The organism is Paenibacillus sp. GCM10027629, assembly GCF_042676425.1.
Taxonomy (GTDB): Bacteria; Bacillota; Bacilli; order Paenibacillales; family Paenibacillaceae; genus Paenibacillus_K; species Paenibacillus_K terrigena.
Genome location: NZ_JBHTGZ010000009.1, coordinates 1,296,035 through 1,313,028 on the forward strand (window position 1 = coordinate 1,296,035; position 16,994 = coordinate 1,313,028).

21 protein-coding genes are annotated in these 16,994 nt (G+C 45.3%); 2 read left to right on the forward strand and 19 right to left on the reverse strand.

Annotated features, from left to right (window positions below; genetic code table 11):
* Positions 1-19: 19 nt before the first annotated feature.
* The 11 genes from ACFQZR_RS15360 to ACFQZR_RS15410 form a co-directional block, all read right to left on the reverse strand.
* Positions 20-142 carry a hypothetical protein gene (locus ACFQZR_RS15360; RefSeq protein ID WP_379347296.1) on the reverse strand — a complete coding sequence of 41 codons (123 nt, stop codon included), beginning with the start codon at positions 140-142 and terminating at the stop codon, positions 20-22.
* Positions 143-649 carry an RNA polymerase sigma factor SigV gene (locus ACFQZR_RS15365; protein WP_379347298.1) on the reverse strand — a complete coding sequence of 169 codons (507 nt, stop codon included), beginning with the start codon at positions 647-649 and terminating at the stop codon, positions 143-145.
* A gap of 167 nt (positions 650-816) precedes the next feature.
* Positions 817-1,737, reverse strand: a complete 921-nt coding sequence (locus ACFQZR_RS15370; RefSeq protein ID WP_379347300.1) for an ABC transporter permease — start codon at positions 1,735-1,737, stop codon at positions 817-819.
* Entirely contained in the window at positions 1,734-2,621 is an 888-nt protein-coding gene (locus ACFQZR_RS15375) for an ABC transporter permease subunit (protein ID WP_379347302.1), read from the reverse strand. Before ACFQZR_RS15375 ends, ACFQZR_RS15370 begins: the two co-directional genes overlap by 4 nt.
* Before the next feature lie 145 nt (positions 2,622-2,766).
* Complete coding sequence (locus ACFQZR_RS15380; RefSeq protein WP_379347304.1) at positions 2,767-3,231, reverse strand: DinB family protein; 465 nt, start codon at positions 3,229-3,231, stop codon at positions 2,767-2,769.
* Positions 3,232-3,257: 26 nt separating this feature from the next.
* The gene (locus tag ACFQZR_RS15385; protein WP_379347306.1) at positions 3,258-3,755 is read right to left on the reverse strand and encodes a HugZ family pyridoxamine 5'-phosphate oxidase; all 498 of its coding nucleotides are present in this window, start codon (positions 3,753-3,755) and stop codon (positions 3,258-3,260) included.
* 19 nt (positions 3,756-3,774) lie between these two features.
* Positions 3,775-4,566 carry an ABC transporter ATP-binding protein gene (locus tag ACFQZR_RS15390; RefSeq protein ID WP_379348861.1) on the reverse strand — a complete coding sequence of 264 codons (792 nt, stop codon included), beginning with the start codon at positions 4,564-4,566 and terminating at the stop codon, positions 3,775-3,777.
* A gap of 1 nt (position 4,567) precedes the next feature.
* Positions 4,568-5,557, reverse strand: coding sequence for a FecCD family ABC transporter permease (locus ACFQZR_RS15395; protein WP_379347308.1), 990 nt, complete (start codon positions 5,555-5,557; stop codon positions 4,568-4,570).
* A gap of 39 nt (positions 5,558-5,596) precedes the next feature.
* On the reverse strand, positions 5,597-6,589 hold the full coding sequence (locus ACFQZR_RS15400; RefSeq protein WP_379347310.1) for a helical backbone metal receptor: 993 nt from the start codon (positions 6,587-6,589) through the stop codon (positions 5,597-5,599).
* Between the two features lie 188 nt (positions 6,590-6,777).
* Positions 6,778-7,542: a MerR family transcriptional regulator gene (locus tag ACFQZR_RS15405; protein ID WP_379347312.1), complete on the reverse strand. Its 765-nt coding sequence runs from the start codon at positions 7,540-7,542 to the stop codon at positions 6,778-6,780.
* A gap of 126 nt (positions 7,543-7,668) precedes the next feature.
* Positions 7,669-8,670, reverse strand: a complete 1,002-nt coding sequence (locus ACFQZR_RS15410) for a glucosaminidase domain-containing protein (RefSeq protein WP_379347315.1) — start codon at positions 8,668-8,670, stop codon at positions 7,669-7,671.
* A gap of 248 nt (positions 8,671-8,918) precedes the next feature.
* On the opposite strand from ACFQZR_RS15410, the gene ACFQZR_RS15415 reads away from it, so the two are divergent.
* On the forward strand, positions 8,919-10,442 hold the full coding sequence (locus ACFQZR_RS15415; RefSeq protein ID WP_379347317.1) for an FAD-dependent oxidoreductase: 1,524 nt from the start codon (positions 8,919-8,921) through the stop codon (positions 10,440-10,442).
* Between the two features lie 4 nt (positions 10,443-10,446).
* Here the strand turns inward: ACFQZR_RS15415 and ACFQZR_RS15420 are convergent, their stop codons facing one another.
* Both ACFQZR_RS15420 and ACFQZR_RS15425 read right to left on the reverse strand, forming a co-directional pair.
* Positions 10,447-10,968: a hypothetical protein gene (locus ACFQZR_RS15420; RefSeq protein WP_379347319.1), complete on the reverse strand. Its 522-nt coding sequence runs from the start codon at positions 10,966-10,968 to the stop codon at positions 10,447-10,449.
* A gap of 128 nt (positions 10,969-11,096) precedes the next feature.
* On the reverse strand, positions 11,097-11,825 hold the full coding sequence (locus ACFQZR_RS15425; RefSeq protein ID WP_379347321.1) for an RNA polymerase sigma factor: 729 nt from the start codon (positions 11,823-11,825) through the stop codon (positions 11,097-11,099).
* A gap of 186 nt (positions 11,826-12,011) precedes the next feature.
* On the opposite strand from ACFQZR_RS15425, the gene clpP reads away from it, so the two are divergent.
* Positions 12,012-12,596 carry an ATP-dependent Clp endopeptidase proteolytic subunit ClpP gene (clpP, locus tag ACFQZR_RS15430; RefSeq protein WP_379347323.1) on the forward strand — a complete coding sequence of 195 codons (585 nt, stop codon included), beginning with the start codon at positions 12,012-12,014 and terminating at the stop codon, positions 12,594-12,596.
* Between the two features lie 40 nt (positions 12,597-12,636).
* On the opposite strand, the gene ACFQZR_RS15435 is transcribed toward clpP, so the two are convergent.
* The 6 genes from ACFQZR_RS15435 to ACFQZR_RS15460 form a co-directional block, all read right to left on the reverse strand.
* Positions 12,637-13,290, reverse strand: a complete 654-nt coding sequence (locus tag ACFQZR_RS15435) for an HAD family hydrolase (protein WP_379347325.1) — start codon at positions 13,288-13,290, stop codon at positions 12,637-12,639.
* Positions 13,291-13,330: 40 nt separating this feature from the next.
* The gene (locus ACFQZR_RS15440) at positions 13,331-14,212 is read right to left on the reverse strand and encodes an aminoglycoside 6-adenylyltransferase (protein WP_379348863.1); all 882 of its coding nucleotides are present in this window, start codon (positions 14,210-14,212) and stop codon (positions 13,331-13,333) included.
* Between the two features lie 39 nt (positions 14,213-14,251).
* Positions 14,252-14,833, reverse strand: coding sequence for a hypothetical protein (locus ACFQZR_RS15445; protein WP_379347327.1), 582 nt, complete (start codon positions 14,831-14,833; stop codon positions 14,252-14,254).
* Positions 14,830-15,648 (reverse strand): hypothetical protein, encoded by an 819-nt coding sequence (locus tag ACFQZR_RS15450; protein ID WP_379347329.1) that lies wholly within the window; start codon positions 15,646-15,648, stop codon positions 14,830-14,832. Before ACFQZR_RS15450 ends, ACFQZR_RS15445 begins: the two co-directional genes overlap by 4 nt.
* Before the next feature lie 127 nt (positions 15,649-15,775).
* Positions 15,776-16,324, reverse strand: a complete 549-nt coding sequence (locus ACFQZR_RS15455; protein ID WP_379347331.1) for an NUDIX hydrolase — start codon at positions 16,322-16,324, stop codon at positions 15,776-15,778.
* 80 nt (positions 16,325-16,404) lie between these two features.
* On the reverse strand, positions 16,405-16,992 hold the full coding sequence (locus ACFQZR_RS15460) for an HD domain-containing protein (RefSeq protein ID WP_379347334.1): 588 nt from the start codon (positions 16,990-16,992) through the stop codon (positions 16,405-16,407).
* Between the last annotated feature and the right edge of the window lie 2 nt (positions 16,993-16,994).

The following is a 16,994-nucleotide window of genomic DNA, read 5'->3' on the forward strand; positions in this document are numbered from 1 at the left end:
TCTCCGACAAGCCACCCCATCATTTCGAGGCTGATGCCTTTCCCTTACGACGCTTGATTGCCTGTTCAACAACACGTTCTAGTTCCTCAGGTACTGGAATGTCTTGATACCATTTCTTTAATTGTTCGATCGGATTGTCCATCTATTGTACCTCCTCAGAACTGTCGTCATTCAGTTGGATTCGAAGAATGCGGAGCGCTTGATAGAGACGCGTCTTAATCGTATTCACGTTCTCTTGCAGGACTTCTGCAACTTCTTCAATCTTCATGTCTTCGAAATATCGAAGGATTACGATGCTGCGATACTTCATAGGCAACTCCTCTAATGCTCGCTTCAGGTCAAGATCTGGATAGACATCTGCAGTGCCCGAACTATACGATTCCAGAGTTTCATCGTCTACAATTCGAATCCTTTTGTGCTTCCTTAAGAAATCAAGCGACAAATTAACAACAATGCGGAAGAACCAATTTTTGATTGCATCGGGATTTTTCAGCGATTCGGCGGATACTAAGGCTCTATGTATCGATTCTTGGACAATATCAAGGGCATCCTCGGTATTCCGAACATAGCTATATGCGAGACGGTAAATGTTTGCTTGGTAATCTGTTATGCATCGGATTAAACATTCTTCGAGTTCACTTTGAAGCATGAGATCGAATACTCCTTCTCATTAAGCAAATATTCCCCAAGCTTGAATCATTTCCTTGAAGAACAATAAAAGGACTGCAGCAGCACCTTACATGCTGATCTTCAGCCCTTCTACATATAGCTATTATGTCACAATCTCGAGCAAATCATGAGACGAACACGGAAGAATTAAATATGAGATACTTTGGAGTATTTCTCTTTGTAGATGGACTCCAGTCCGACGGAAATGAGATGGAAGCCAAAAATAAACACGATGTAAGCAACAAGCGGAATAACTAAGATCCATTGGTAGATTAACAAAAAATTCCTTGCTTGGCCGATTAGCCCAGTCCATTCATTCGTTCGGCTCACATATTCAATGGGATCAAAGTACATCGTCGTACCGCCTACGAATACATTGAAAATAGCCAATTGTCCGAGCAATCCCAAAATCAGAATAATCTCTTGTACGAACAAAATAATGAAGCTTTCCTTCATATGTGGGAAAATATGCGTTCGAATGATGGTCAGGGGGCCTGCACCGATCGATCTCGCCGAGATAATGAATTGCTTCTCCCGGATAACCATCGTTTTATCTTTAATCGTCGAGGCGACGGACGGAATTCCGACGATCGTCATGACGACGGCGAGTATGATCGACAAATAGACAGGGGAAACCACCGGATTGATCGAAATGCCGATCATGACCATCCATACGATGATGAACATAGGAATCCCATTTAATACATTCCATAGGGGCAGTCGTTTCGCACGAGACTTCTTTTCTTTACCGAAATAACCAAGGAGCAGACCGACAATCCCACCGATGAAGATACGAGCAAATGCAACAGCGAGAGATACAATAATCGTGTATTTGGACCCAGCGATTAATTTCGCCATCAGATCCGTTCCTGCCTTATCCGTTCCAAATGGGTACTCAGCATTCGGAGAGATCGGCGGTACGACTAATGTGCCTTGTCCATTCGCATCGACAACATAATGGACTGCAACCTGATCCTCCACATGATGCGGTGCTAGGTATTGTCCGAAGAAGGAAGCAGCAATCATGACAAGGGTAATGATGAGACCTGCAATCAATGCTCGATTCATCGTGTCAACACCTTCTCCCACCCTAGAATCATAAGCCTTAGCAGCAGATATACGATCGCGTAGAGTAACAAGAACGTCAGAATGCCGTTGACGACCAGACTATACTGATAGCTATTCATACCAAACGCATTGGTGAATACAAGCAGTGTAACCCCGTGCAAATTGTACAAATATTCGAATATAAACAGGTTGCCGAACAAGATCCCCATAAATTTATGCAAATCCGCTTTGATGAAGGGCAATACATTGGGTAGGGCATGGCGGAAAATGATATACCCCTTCCGCAGTCCTCGCGATTTCGCGAAATTGATATAATCCTCCGTAAACGTATGCTTCATATGAAGCGCAACATTACGGATCATGTAGTTCGCAGGAATAATGATTGTTGATAGCAGCGGAAGTAGGATGGCAGGTTCATTATCATTGAAGCTTGCGACCTTGGCAATGACCAAGCCCGTCTCCATCGCGACGAGTACGATGATGAATTGCAGGACGATCACGATAATGAAGTCTGGCATTGCGCCCGTCAACTCCAGGAGACGCTTGAACCATTCCGCACGTGAAACGGCGAAATAGACGCCAAGCAAGATACCAACCGTCATGCCCATGACTGCACCGAGAACCATATAAAAGGATGTAACTTTAATGCCGTAACCAATCTGCTCCCAGAACGATAGTTCATTGATCCCAGCGTAATAGCGGAAGGATTGCCCGGTCCAAATGCCATCAATATACTCCCCGATCTTCGTGAAGCCATTCATCCATTGAAAGTGCAGCGCGCCATTCACAGGATCAGCCTGAAAAACAACTGGCAACATCGAAAAAAGAAGGACAATGAGTAGAACCCCCGGCACAAATAGCGATACTTGAAATAGTTTTGACATCGTAGAGAGCTTCCTTTCAAACAGAATGATCAAAGTTCAATCCTGTTGTATTCGACAACATCAGGTAAATACCTCCATTTTTTAGCAAAATATTTCCTGCATCAACAAAAAAAGAAGCACCTTCTAAGGTGCTCCCTGTTATGTATTAAACTCGACTAGCTTGCCCGGCACATTTGCGGATTAAAGAAATCTGACCTGCGTGCAGTCCCGCGTGATAAAGAACGCGTCCCAACGCTTCACGCGGCGTAGACACACCCATCGGTGTAGTGACCGGCTGATCCCATGCCTCTGCAGGAAGCTCTTCCATCGCGGAAGTTAAATAGTTATCCGAAGCTTCCGAGAACGCGAGCAACGACGCTAGATCCGCAAATGCAGAATCATCTGTCGAATGACCATTGGTCAGATAGATCAGACCTTCCGGAGCTTGCTTCTGGAAGAACCACTCCGCGAACATATACTCTACTTCAGCATTATGCCGAACCATAAAACCAATGGATGATGAGTCATCCGAGAGTTTCAGCGACAACTCTTCAGATTTCAAAGTGGACATCGATTTCTGGAACCGATCACGGACGGTTCTCCATACGGGACGAACGAATTCATAGGACATGGTCGAGTTTACCTCCTTCAAATTCCTTATTTATCTTTCTTATCAACCACGACGTGCTCGAATTTATCACCTGACAGGTTCACATCGAATGCTTGACCAAACCCGACAACAAATCGGCCTCCGATTGGCGTCAATTCGAATAAGGAGAAATCCAATCCACGAAGCATCGTCATCATTTTCTCGCCGAACGAAGTGTTAAATAATTCGAAAATTTCTTCATGACCCTCATTGCCAAGATTCGCAGTCGAGCAAGACCAACGTGCACGCTCGCGAGCAAATACATTCTGCGTCTCACTCTCGTCCGCAATCATCATGACATGAACGCGGTCATTGCTCTCCACATAGCGATAATGATCAGAGATACGGCTAATATAAATGTACAGCTTGTCATTAAGCTTCACGAAGGGCGCATAGCTAATGAATGGCATACCCTGTTCATCCAAGCTGCTAATCACTAATGTCTTGCGACTGCTCGTAAAATCAACATATTTCTGCTTCATTGTTCCAATATCCATTGTCTTCATCTGATATTCCTCCTCAAAATTAGCCTGCATTAGCAACTGCTCTACGAATTGGATGAATGCGCGGCGAGGTCGAATTCGGTGTGAATTCTACTTCTGCCTCGACGCCGTATACATTGCGAATCATCTCATGTGTTAAGACTTCGGACGGTTTACCGACCAACTCCACGACGCCACTCCGAATGACACAAATTTTATCACTATACGTACTTGCCTGATTCAGATCATGCAGGACCATGATAACGGTAATGCCAAGCTCTTTATTCAGCGATCTCACCAACTCTAAGACTTCAAGCTGATGCGCAATATCTAAGTATGTTGTCGGTTCATCGAGCAGCAATACCTTAGGACGCTGAGCCAAAGCCATAGCGATCCATGCTCGCTGCGCCTCGCCTCCTGACAAGGATACGACTAGGCGTTTCCGATACGAAGTCATCCCTGTCTGTTCTATCGCCCAATCGATGATCTCATGATCTTCCCGCGTCAATCGCTCGAACCAATTCTTATGCGGTGTTCTGCCGTAAGAGACAAGTTCTTCCACCGTCATATCAGCCGGCGTCTGATTGGATTGGCATAAGATGCACATCATCTGCGAAATTTGCTTGCTGCGCATCGCACTCAGCTCTTGACCTGCGATACATACACGACCGCTCTCGCATGGGATCAGACGAGACATCCCCTTGAGCAACGTCGATTTACCAGATCCATTCGGGCCAATGATCGAGACGATTTCTCCTTCAGTGACATGAAGAGAGACGTCTTTCACAATACGATTCCCATCATAACTTATGGATAGCGAGGTAGCTTCCAGCATGCTATACATCACCTTTCCTCATCAGATATAGAAAGTACGGCCCACCAACAACAGCCATGACAATGCCCGCAGGAATATCGAGTGGAGCGAAGAACGTTCTACCAATCGTATCCGCAACAAGCAATACCAGTGCGCCAAGTCCAATACTCATCGGAATCAGATGTTTGTAATCGGATCCAACCAGCATTCGTGCCATATGTGGAACAACGAGTCCAACGAAGCCAATCATCCCAACCGTTGATACCGATACCGCCGCTAAGTAGACAGCGACGAAAGAGAGAAGAATACGAACGCGATTCAGGCTTTCGCCTAGATTCAAGGCAACTTGCTCCCCGAGACGTAATATATTCGCTTGCCGGATACAAAATAACGCAACGATCCAGCCAATGACCGAGTACGGCAACATCACGCGCAGATCTCCCATACCTTTGCCCGACATGCTCCCATTCAACCATTGCAAGGCTCCAGGCAGCTTATCGCTATAAAGGAGTGATAACAATCCGATAATGCCGCCGAAGACAGAATTGACAGCAACCCCAGCAAGGATAACCCGTATTGGTGTGATCCCCCTCTTCTTCCATGCAAGCGCATAGACCATCAGCGCTGACAAGCTGCCGCCAATGATCGCTGCGAAAGGGATGAACGATGAGAATTGCGGTACGACCAGCAAGATAAATAATACAGCTACGGATGCACCGCTGGATACCCCTGTTAATCCCGGGTCCGCGAGCGGATTATTCATAACAGCCTGCAGCATCGCGCCTGATAATGCTAAATTAATGCCAATCACTGCTGCGAGCATGACACGAGGAATTCGAATATCCCACAGGATGGTATCCGATACTTCGCCGCCATGGCCGAAGAGTGCTTTAATAATTTCTTCAGGTGAGAATTGAACGCTGCCAAGCCCCATCGATACGATAATGGCTAAGATGAGTAGGACGAACGTCAAGCTTATCGTTAACTTGGTTGCCTTTTTATGTACGAGCACTTGTCTTCCCCCTATTCCACGAACCCAAGAGCTACGTCCTTATGAGTACAGAATGCTTAGCATCTGTTGATAGGCATCCGACGCTTTGACGACTGACGCTACGCCGAACAAGTTATAATCCAGCGCTTTGACTTTGTCATTCTTAAATGCGTTCAATTTATCCCACGCACCGTTCTTCTTCACATCTTCTTCGAACTTCTTCACTGCTGTATTGGCATCGCCGTGTGCAACCAATAGAATCACGTCAGGGTTCGCCGCGACGACATTTTCCATATTTAGAGATATATAAGTTTCTTCGGATTTCAGTACATCGGACACCACATTGGATGCTCCTAATTTCTTCGCAATACTTCCTGCGAATGTATTCTCATTCATCATCATGAACGATTCTGCAGAGCCGAATAGAATCATGATCTTCGGCTGTGTCTTTCCACTTGCTTGCTCTACACTTGATTTCTCTTGTTCAGCGAGCTTCACAAGGAACGCATTTGCTTGATCTTCTTTCTTAAAAATGCGGCTGAGAACGACCGTTGTTAGCTTCAACTCTTCCAGTGAATCGGCTGGCAGATAAGCTGTATTCAAATTCGCAGGCTTAAATTGCTTATCAAGACTTGTCTTAATCGATTCTGGCCCTAGAATGACATCCGGCTGCAGCTTCGTTACTTGCTCGACATCCGGTTTGAGCGCGGATCCGATCCGAGGCAAATCCTTGAATGCTGCGGGTAACTCTAGCGTTGATGTTGGAACGCCGACCGGCATAACGCCTAATTCGTTCAGAATTTCCGAGATCGCAACGGAAGCCACAACCACTTTATTCGGCGCTGAATCCCCGAATTGTGCTTGTAATTCTGAAGCTTTGGTCTCGTCTACGGTATAAGCTGACGCAGGAGCTGCTGCTTTCTCCTCTGTTGCAACTTGTGTAGTCGTCTCTTGTCCTGCTTCTGCTGTCTTCTCTTTACTGCTGCAACCAACAGCGAGTGCTAGTAACAAAGCCCCCGTCAATAAACCCCATTTGCGAAACTGTGCATTCATTATGTATGTCTCCCCCACATATTATATTGATAGTGATAATCATTATCATAACAAGGAAGATATTAACACACGTGGCGTGCCATTGACAATAGCTTATTTTCAATCATTAAGAAAACATGAATTCTGCTATGCTTCCAAAAGAAAAAGCTCCTTCCATCACGGGAAGAAGCTTTCTTGAACTTCGTTGATTAGGACTGTTGTCCTGTGTAAATATGGATGGCATCACGCAAAAACTCCGCAGCCCCAGGGTAATGGTTATCATAATATGCACGGAAACGCTCGTCATCAACATACATTTGTGCGACACCCGCATGAGCCTCTTTGCTATACTCGCTCCAATAATAGGTAAGCCACTGCTTGTGCAAGTCCGCCGCACGCTGCGCAACATCACTTGCTGGATCCCCAGTCTGGATGGCCTCGCCTAATACAGCAATCACTTCATTAGCAAGGCGCGTGACTTCATCATGCTGCTCTTGCGACATATTTTTCAGTTTCTCATTCGATTTGTTGACTGTATCATCTCCGTATTTCGACCGGATTTCAGCCCCATATTTGTGCTCATTCTCATCGATCATTTTCTGCTTAAAACCTTCGAATTTCTCACGGTCTGTCATCGTAATTCTCCCTTCGTTATAGGCAATCGATTTGTCTACATTCGCAATTAACGCATCCAATTGCCGTCTTCTGTCAAGGAGTTGTTCTCGATGCTCTCGAAGCGCGATGGCCCCATTGAAGCTGGGAGAAGTGACGATCTCTTTAATACGATCCAGACTCATTCCGAGTTCTCTATAGAATAAGATCTGCTGCAATCGGTCGACTTCCTTCTGACCATAAATTCGATAACCTGACGAATTGACCTTTGCCGGCTTAAGGAGTTCAATCTCATCGTAGTATCGAAGCGTTCGAGTGCTGATCCCTGCGAGTTTGCCTAGTTTCTGGACTGTATATTCCACATGTTCGCCTCCTGACACCCTCAGGTTACACCTTTACGCAACGTCAAAGTCAACCCTATTTCGTTATCTTTTTTCGCCTAAATTCATGCTCTTATGTACTTCATTTCTTACAACGATCTATGTCAATTATAGCTTCTTATAGTCACTTTTCATAATACCTTTGACCAGACTCGGCCACTTCGGATTGACAGGACAATATTTCGACGCGACCTTCTCAACGGTTGTATAGCCTTTCTTCACATAATTTTTGGATAGCAGCTGACCGAACTTCTCCACACTTGCACCTTTGGATTTGAAATGAAATGCATTTTTATTCGAACCGCCCGTCGCATTTAAGCCGAACAAATTATTTTTCGTCTTCGCAAGCTTACTCTTGCCATTGCCACTCTCCAGCTTCATCACGGCAATTGTAAAATAAGCATTGATTCCATACTCTTCTTCGATCTCTAAGACCGCTTCTTCGAGCTCATGACCCGCCAGCGCCGTACCTTTGAATAACTGCGCAATATGTTCCTCCGATAACCCGGAGTCTGATTGGATGGATGATGTCGGCTTCATTGGCTCCGTCACTACAGGTGTAGGTGTGGGAATGGTTCGTGCAGGACGCTTCGTCATGGTCACGACATCTGGAAATTTGCGATCTGGATCAATTTCAGGCATATGCTGCGCATAACCACCATGCACATAACCGCCGCCTTTCAGCTGAAGCCAGCCATTTGGTGTTTTGCTCTCCACCTGCAGGACGGTCCCTTTCTTTTTTGTATCGATTTTCTTGGATGTTGCATAAGGGTTCGCTCGTACATTGAGGTAAGTTGCAGTAACTTCATAACGATCAAAAGATGGTTTCGCGGCAGTTACCTTGTTTTTCTGAGACGGCTTGCTTATAGACAGGGTTGTTACCCGACTCAATTCTTTCGATACAGATTTTGATGCGCTTAGATGAACAGGAACCATGGGACCTAGTATGGAGGCCTCTTCCATAACGGAAGTTGATTCCGAATGAGAATTAAGGTCACTTGGATTTAAACCCGCTGCTTTTGTGGATGCGAGGAAATCCATACCTACTGTCAAAAGCAACGTCAAACATAATACATATACAAATAATGGATGATTAATTAATCTACGCATGATTACACCTCTTCCTTATAAGTGATGAAGTAAACCTGCTTCAATATAGGTTAGATTGTACACATTTGAGCGTAAAAAGCATGTCAAACGGTCTGTGAGGAATACTTGTTTATTTGTCGACCTAAGCGGAATCGAACCAACTGGGCTCGTATTCACGAATTCTTGATGTCATTATTTGGGATGTCCATACATTTTTTTGGTGCGAAATGGGAAAAATTCAGCGAGAACATCGAAGTAGGAGGATACCCATGAAGACAACTGATGCGTTCCCGCAATACCCTGATTCTTACTGGATTGCTTCTTCGGAACCAATGACATTCCCCGCATTAAAAGAGGATATCCAAGCGGATGCAGCCGTCGTCGGAGGTGGAATTTCCGGCATTACGACCGCATTGTTGTTAGCCAAAGAGGGATTGAACGTCGTACTCCTCGAAGCTGGAGAGCTCCTAAAGGGCACCACGGGGCACACGACAGCCAAAGTTACCGCACAACATGACCTGATTTATCACGAGTTGATTCAGCATGTGGGCCTGGAGAAGGCACAGTATTACTATCATGCGAATCAAGAAGCGATACAGTTTATCAAAGAGCTTGTCCAAGAACAGTCCATCGATTGTGGATTAATAGATCAAGATGCTTATATTTACACTAACGATGAGCAATATTTGCGGAAATTAGAGCTTGAAATGAAGGCTTACGAGCAGCTCGGCATTCATGGCGAACTTGTCCAATCGATGCCCCTCTCACTATCCATGAAGCAAGCACTCGTCATGCGCAATCAGGCTCAATTCCACCCTTTACATTATCTATATGCACTTGTCCGGATGTTCATGAAATTAGGCGGGAAAATTTATGAGCACACCACTGTTACGACCGTTGAGAATGAACCTGAACCAAAACTCGTTACCCGCGATGGGCATCATGTCACATGTCGTCACGCCGTGTCTTGTTCACATTTCCCGTTCTATGACGGCATGGGGTTTTATTTCTCAAGAATGCATGCGGAGCGCTCCTATGTGCTTGGGGTAAAGAGTTCGGAGGCATACCCTGGAGGGATGTATATTCGCGCTGAGGATCCAACGCGATCCATACGCAGTACCACGATGGCGAATGGCGATACCCTCTTGTTGGTAGGTGGTGAAGGGCATAAGACGGGTCAAGGTGTATGTACGATTCGGCATTACGAAGCACTGCAGACCTTTGCGATGGAGCAGTTCAAAGTCGAAGACATTCCTTATCGTTGGTCCACACAAGATCTCGTTACATTGGACAAAATCCCTTACATTGGGCAGATTTCATCTGGTGTTCAGAACGTCTATGTGGCGACAGGGTATCGGAAATGGGGCATGACCCAAGGGACCCTAGCAGCCCTTCTGCTGCGGGATACCATACTTGGGCGTGACAATCCGTATCAAGCGCTGTATACGCCGTCTCGGTTCCATGCCGATCCCGATATTAAAACGTTCGTCGTGCAAAATGCGGATGTGGCAAAACATCTCATTGCCGGCAAGTTGGAGATGGTACGTAAGAAACCTGAGGATTTAGAAGTGGGCGAAGGCGATGTGGTCACCGTGGATGGTCAAAGAGCAGGCGCTTATCGCGATGCGCAAGGGGTATTGCATATGGTGGATACAACTTGTACCCACATGGGGTGTGAAGTGGAATGGAATGCAGGAGATTTAAGCTGGGATTGTCCTTGTCATGGATCACGTTTCTCGATCGATGGTGAGGTGATGGAAGGGCCAGCAAAGCGGCCCCTTACTCGATTGTAATTGGTCATGCTCGGATCGACCAACGATGCTGATACTGTGCGAGCCTCGGATGCATCCTCTGAGGTTCCTCCGTTAAGACAAGACGCAGCTTCACAATCCAAGATTCGAAGGAATCGTAGGATGCAAATTGATTGGCTACCTCAGGCGTGAGATATAAGAAATAGGGTGCAGCATATTGATCGCTGAGATGACGTAAGGCAGAATCGATTGGCGTATACTTCTTCCGTTTACCATCGAATTGTTCGATCTTCGCTGGAATTCCTGAATGATGCTGCTGCCAATCCACGAGACGATCTAAGCGTTTGTAGAAGGCGCTCACCGGCTCCTTCGTCATCCGTCTTACCGTCTCTTCATGGAGTGGGTACATTACCAGTTCCTTAAAATCGTGAGTAGAAGCATACGCAGCAGCAAGTTCCAGATCAAGATCTGTCGCATGCTCAAATGCATCGTAGTAAATTAACGTCCCTTTCCGTGTTAGAACCGGAGGTTCATAACCGAAAGGGACTTTCTGTGCTGATCGTGCCACCTTGTTCCCTCCATGCTGAATCAGTTTGCATTCTATGACAAGACTTTCTCTAGACAATAAAAAGGGACGTACGTATGCGGAAAACAACCGTCCCCTTTCGTAAACATTTTCGCTCTCCCAATGTAAAATTAAGCCGCCATCATCATATTGGTATAGGACTTCGATCTGCCGGCCTGAACCGTGCTCGATCTTTGCAGCATTTTATTCTGAATCAGACCAATCATCGCAACAGATTCCATATTGTTCTTCTGAATCAGTTGAATTAATGTGCTAATATCTCCGTCTAGATAGGTGCTCGCGAGTCGCTCAATTTGTTCTTTGGCGATATGATCTTCGGTAACAGCCGAATCGATATTCTTCTCTTCTTGAATATCCGCTAGTGTTTGGCGAGCACGATGAAGTGCTGCTTTTATAGCTCCTTCGGATGTCTTCATGATCTTAGATGCTTCCGCGATGGAATACCCGAGCACATCCCTTAGTAGGAACACTGTTCGTTGGCGCGGCGATAAATGCTTCATCAGGTGATGAAAAGCAGCCTCTACTTCCAGCCGGCCGTGATCTGGGTACAACATGGGCTCTAGTTGTAACTGCTCCATGATTCGGTTCAGGTGGGTTCTTCTCCGCATCTGATCGATCCATGTATTCTTCGCAATCCGAAGCAGTAATGCTTCCGGGTTCAGATGTGTCAGTCCTGGACTGGCACTTAAAGCTTTAACCCATGTATCTTGTACCAAATCTTCTGCATCATCCCAGGAATTCGTTATGGAAAGACAGTAACGGCGAAGTACAACCTGCAGCTGATCCACACGATCTTGATGATACACCTTCTCTACTTGCATAGGTTCGATATAGACCATTTCACAACCTCCTTTGCTCAATAAACAACATTCCCCTTATGAAGCAAACGAATGGTTCTCTTCATAAGATACGCGGCTCATAAATAAAGTTGTATTTACCCCAAATGGAATAACTTCCGTATCCTATGCCTTCACTGATTCGTTTACCAGAAGAATGACCATAACGAACCCCTTGGAGGTATGAAGATGAGTAACTATATCCCTTATGTCGTGGAACAGACTCGCTTGGGCGAGAGATCCTACGATATTTATTCCCGATTATTGAAGGATCGAATCATTTTCCTAGGTTCCGCCATAGATGATCAAGTCGCGAACAGCATTGTCGCGCAGATGCTCTTCCTCTCCGCAGAAGATCCAGATAAAGACATCTCCCTGTATATTAACAGTCCTGGCGGTTCCACAACAGCAGGATTTGCAATCTACGATACGATGCAATATATCAAGGCACCTGTTCACACCATTTGTACAGGGTTCGCTGCTTCCTTCGGCGCCATTCTGCTGTTGGCTGGAACCGCTGGCAAACGCTTCGCTCTCCCGAATAGCGAGATCATGATTCATCAGCCTAGTGGCGGGGCGCAGGGCCAAGCGTCAGATATCGAAATTACTGCCAAAAGGATCTTGAAGACGCGTCAACAACTGAACGAGATTACGCAGAAGCATACAGGCCAATCTTTGGAGCGAATTGAGAAAGATATGGACCGTGATCATTTCATGTCCGCCGAGGAAGCATTGGAATACGGCATCATCGACAAGGTGATTTCCCATATGTAATTCGTAAGAAGAGGAGTGTTAAGTGCTCCTCTTTTTTTTGCTATTCATGTGAAAATAATTGAATCAGTTCATGAACCGTCTTCGTAATAAAAGTTGGCTTGATTTTTGCGATTTCTTCACTGCTGCCATACCCGTATTCAATCCCAATGGATGCAATATCATTTTTGTGTGCACCAATGATGTCATGTTTACGATCACCAATCATAATCACACGGTCTTTCTCTACTTGATATCGGTCAAGAATCGATTGGATGATCTCTGCTTTGTCGGACATCGTACCATCCAAGTTGCTTCCACAGACGTCATCAAAGTACATATCGAGTTCAAAATGAGCTACGACCCGTTTCGCAAACACCGTTGGCTTAGAAGTGGCTACAATCAGCCTTCTCCCCTGCTCTCGTAGCATTGTAAGTAAATCTCGGATCCCCGGATAGACATCGTTCTCATAGATTCCCTTATCCTTGAAATATTCCCGGTAATCATCTACCGCTTGCTTCGCTTGTTCCTCATCGAAATGATAGACTTCCTGAAATGAATTCGCAAGTGGTGGACCGATAAACGGCACTAATTCATCTAAATTCTCGACGTGGATATCGAATTTGCGAAGGGCATATTGTACAGATTTCGTAATGCCTAGCTTCGGGTCCGTCAATGTACCGTCTAGGTCAAATAGTATCGTTTGATAGTTCAACATATGCTGTCTCCTCTCATTCTTCCTGCAGCCTACATCACCATTAATAAATTCCTATTGCATCATGCGGCAAACCTCTTACTTGTCGCAGATAACTCAGCATGTTCTCATCGTCTCTCATAATATAGGTATATCCGCCGTCCTCAGCGACTTCAACTGCGAGCATCCTGAACAGCTCACAGGCCGCAAAGACCGCGTCCCAGAACTTCTCATGCTCGCGATCCGCATAAGTCGATTCGTATTTCTCCCAATACGGTGATGGTAGATAGGTTTTGAAGTATTTCCCCATTTTCCCCGTTGAAACACCGAATTCATGCTCTGAACCGACCCACCAAGTTACCATGCGATCCAACATGGCTTTTGACGTGTGTTCATACATAGATCTTGCATAGGGCATTTCGTCCCGCCATATTCCCTTGGCTACGTTCTGCAGACACCACCAAAATTCATTGCAGCAATTGAGAAATTGAACTTCTGTCGGCTTATGTACGTGATAATCTTCATCTGTTGGCGCTGGAATCGATGGTAGGCAGTTATCCTTGTCTAACAATGCAACCGTCAGTTTATCGCTTACATATCCTTCCAGCATCGATTCATGTGTCTCGATATGTAGGTCGATCCGATTTCCATCCGTGAAGAGCATGAGATACGTATAGGATCGATCGAAATTCATCGGAATTCCAGAAGCCTGATCCATCTTATCTGGCTCCTGAATCATCAACAGATCTCCGAATACTTGAATCCACGATTCATCTTGAATAAATGAAGAGGTCTCTGTCACGACATACACAATATCGTAATCTTGAAAAATATCTCTCGGAGCATTCGGGTTCGTCCTCGAACCGTTCATATATACCGCACGTATACGGTCATCGCGCTTCGCGACGCCGAGAATCAGATCGAACATTTCTTGTTCGGTTCGCATCGTTACTTGCTCCTTCATCTCCATCTCAATCTATCCCTCCTACACACGCAAGTCTATTTGCTTAATTTTTATCTGTGAGAACCGAAACGGTAGCCGAATAAACAGCACTTCCATGATCATTTGCAATACACCGAAGATAAGTAGCAAGTTGATCCAGCTCTCTTCGACATTCAATAAGAACGGATAAAAGATAAGCTGTGCGATGGCCAAGACCATATACAGATTCCTTCGAGTTATAACTGTCATATGTAAATTTGTTTGCCTTTCGGCTCTCGCGATAGCCTCGAACCCCTGACAGATCCAGAAAACAATCAGAACATGGCATCCTAATAAAGCTTCTGAATAGATGTGCAGATAGAGCGGTAAGGAACCAAAATTCGAGAATGTAACGCTAGATGCCATGAGAACATGCGGAAGCGTTACGAAAATCATTCCAATCGCGACCCATTTCGCCTTAATAAATACGGTATGCAATGAACTTAGTTGAGAAAGTGCGGTTGCGATCATGATATACCCTACGAAATCCGGCAATACGTCAAAATAAAACGCTCGAAAATCAATCACTTCAAAGACAAATCCCCAGCCTAACCGTCTATACGCACGGTATATTTCTGGTTTCATTCGAGCTCACCCCCGGTTCGAACCAAATGACGCACCTGGGCATTGGTTAGACGTAAGTATTGGCTTATGGGCACACTTTCTATAACTACACGACCGTCTAGCGTTCGGAAATGAATTTGAATCTTGGATTGGAATATTTCATCGGCAGCATGCTCAGCATCCGGGACAGACCATTGATATTGCAATGGTAGTACTTCACCTTTCTCAATGTTCATCGGCAATTTCAAATCTTTGATCGGTACAGCCGCTAATTTCAGATCCAACCAAGCCTTCAATCGCTCATTACCAGCAAAATCCACTTTTTCAAGCTTAACCTTCCGCGTCGTGCGTATCGTGTAAGTACCCGACCCATCTGAAGATCCACTTGAACCTAGAAAATCAACAACATCTGACTCTTTATCCTCCACAATCCGAATCTCGCCAATCGGTACCATGGCAGGCGGACCCTCATTGTAGTACACGAACAATTCGTTGATCGTCGCCGGCAATTTCCCACGGAGCTCATCATCATTCCATTGCAAATCAGCAGTTGCCTTCATCATCATGTGATGCGTATATGATTGATCTGGGTAGATTTGAAAACGGATCTGCGGGAAATCTACGAATTGTATACCTGTAACTTTCTTGCCTTCATTCTTATTTTCGAGAAAGTTAATATAGATTGTTTTACCATGGTTCATATTCACGATCATATGATATTTGAAAAATAGCGGCTCCTTCAAATGCAACTGTTGAAAATAAAGAATATTGAATATCCAGCTTCCCAAAATTAGAACAATGGTCAACCCACCCAGTGCTGTCCGCTTTACCTTCAACCGACCTCCCCTCCCTTTAAGATATTCTACCATTTTTTAGGTGGTTGGTCAGCGAGGTATTTACGCGTTCATCACAAAAAGCCCTTCACGTTCCTGCGAAGGGCTTTCGTTTATGCCGACGATCTGCTTAGGCCATGGACAATTGCTTATTCGCATGCTGCTTAAGATACTCCTGCAACAGTGCACCATCATCTTCCATTCGTGCGTCAATGACGTGGGACGTCATCTGTTTGAACTGCGACCCTTCATAAATGCAATGATGATCATAGCATATTGGATCCTCTAATATCATAGGCAAGGTATGTGGAATGTTCGTCGCAATCCCATGATTCTCCGGATGAACGATCCAAGGAACGGTCTTCCAATCCAGTATGCCTTCATCGGTTCGAATCGGCGTAGGATACTCGAAATCTACCGGTACTTCAGCCAAATAGATATACATCCCGCCATAATACACCTCGTCGACGGTCCATGTAATCATGCCTTTAAACTGAAGATCTTCGATATCCATTCGGGTTTCTTCCTGAATCTCACGAATCATCGATTCTCGGATGGTCTCATAGGCTTCAAGTTTCCCGCCGATCCCATTCCAGCATCCCATCCAGCTGGATTTCTCGCGATTTAGTAAGAGAATCTCTTCCCCTCGCTTAATAAAACAAATATTATACTTTAACATTTTCATTCGCTCCTACAATACACGGTCTAAGGCGTCGGACAGGCGATGTAATATTCGTTCACTAGTTCTAATTCGATCATTTACTCCGATAGAAACCCTTGCGCGATACTCTTATCGATAATCTCTTGCGCATACTTCCATAGCGACTCCGAGCCTTCTCTGATTTTGTGGCTGCGTTCCCGGACCTGTGCAATCTTAATTCCGTTCGCTGCCCATATACTCCCTTGATTCTTATAGTTGTGAATGAGCGGCTGCAAGCGATCGAGCGCCATGGCGAACTTCGCCTCAGCGCTCTTCCCGTCTTCGAATTCCTGCCATAATGCCATATACTCTTGCTTCTGATCTGCAGGCAGTAGGCCAAATATTCGCTCGGCCGCTTGATATTCACGCTCATATTTGTCCGCATGACCGGATACATCATAAGCATACGTATCTCCCGCGTCAATCTCGACAATATCATGAATCAAGACCATTCGTATGACCTTACTGACATCTAAGTTCGGTTCATTCGCATGCTCACAGAGATTCATCGCCATCATCGCCAGATGCCAAGAATGCTCCGCGTCGTTTTCATTCCGATCCGTGTAGATCAATTTGGTTCTTCGAATAATATTTTTCAACTTATCCAATTCAATGATGAATTCCATCTGTTGATATAATCGTTCCATTA

What these genes read in the sequence shown, in the direction of transcription:
- ACFQZR_RS15380 (WP_379347304.1), bottom strand. Translation starts at nt 3,231, where the DNA reads ATGTCCTATGAATTCGTTCGTCCCGTATGGAGAACCGTCCGTGATCGG.
- ACFQZR_RS15415 (WP_379347317.1), top strand. Translation starts at nt 8,919, where the DNA reads ATGAAGACAACTGATGCGTTCCCGCAATACCCTGATTCTTACTGGATT.
- ACFQZR_RS15390 (WP_379348861.1), bottom strand. Translation starts at nt 4,566, where the DNA reads ATGCTGGAAGCTACCTCGCTATCCATAAGTTATGATGGGAATCGTATT.
- ACFQZR_RS15375 (WP_379347302.1), bottom strand. Translation starts at nt 2,621, where the DNA reads ATGTCAAAACTATTTCAAGTATCGCTATTTGTGCCGGGGGTTCTACTC.
- ACFQZR_RS15365 (WP_379347298.1), bottom strand. Translation starts at nt 649, where the DNA reads ATGCTTCAAAGTGAACTCGAAGAATGTTTAATCCGATGCATAACAGAT.
- ACFQZR_RS15435 (WP_379347325.1), bottom strand. Translation starts at nt 13,290, where the DNA reads ATGTTGAACTATCAAACGATACTATTTGACCTAGACGGTACATTGACG.
- ACFQZR_RS15425 (WP_379347321.1), bottom strand. Translation starts at nt 11,825, where the DNA reads ATGGTCTATATCGAACCTATGCAAGTAGAGAAGGTGTATCATCAAGAT.
- ACFQZR_RS15410 (WP_379347315.1), bottom strand. Translation starts at nt 8,670, where the DNA reads ATGCGTAGATTAATTAATCATCCATTATTTGTATATGTATTATGTTTG.
- ACFQZR_RS15400 (WP_379347310.1), bottom strand. Translation starts at nt 6,589, where the DNA reads ATGAATGCACAGTTTCGCAAATGGGGTTTATTGACGGGGGCTTTGTTA.
- ACFQZR_RS15440 (WP_379348863.1), bottom strand. Translation starts at nt 14,212, where the DNA reads ATGCGAACCGAACAAGAAATGTTCGATCTGATTCTCGGCGTCGCGAAG.
- ACFQZR_RS15360 (WP_379347296.1), bottom strand. Translation starts at nt 142, where the DNA reads ATGGACAATCCGATCGAACAATTAAAGAAATGGTATCAAGACATTCCA.
- clpP (WP_379347323.1), top strand. Translation starts at nt 12,012, where the DNA reads ATGAGTAACTATATCCCTTATGTCGTGGAACAGACTCGCTTGGGCGAG.
- ACFQZR_RS15370 (WP_379347300.1), bottom strand. Translation starts at nt 1,737, where the DNA reads ATGAATCGAGCATTGATTGCAGGTCTCATCATTACCCTTGTCATGATT.
- ACFQZR_RS15455 (WP_379347331.1), bottom strand. Translation starts at nt 16,324, where the DNA reads ATGTTAAAGTATAATATTTGTTTTATTAAGCGAGGGGAAGAGATTCTC.
- ACFQZR_RS15460 (WP_379347334.1), bottom strand. Translation starts at nt 16,992, where the DNA reads ATGGAACGATTATATCAACAGATGGAATTCATCATTGAATTGGATAAG.
- ACFQZR_RS15445 (WP_379347327.1), bottom strand. Translation starts at nt 14,833, where the DNA reads ATGAAACCAGAAATATACCGTGCGTATAGACGGTTAGGCTGGGGATTT.
- ACFQZR_RS15385 (WP_379347306.1), bottom strand. Translation starts at nt 3,755, where the DNA reads ATGAAGACAATGGATATTGGAACAATGAAGCAGAAATATGTTGATTTT.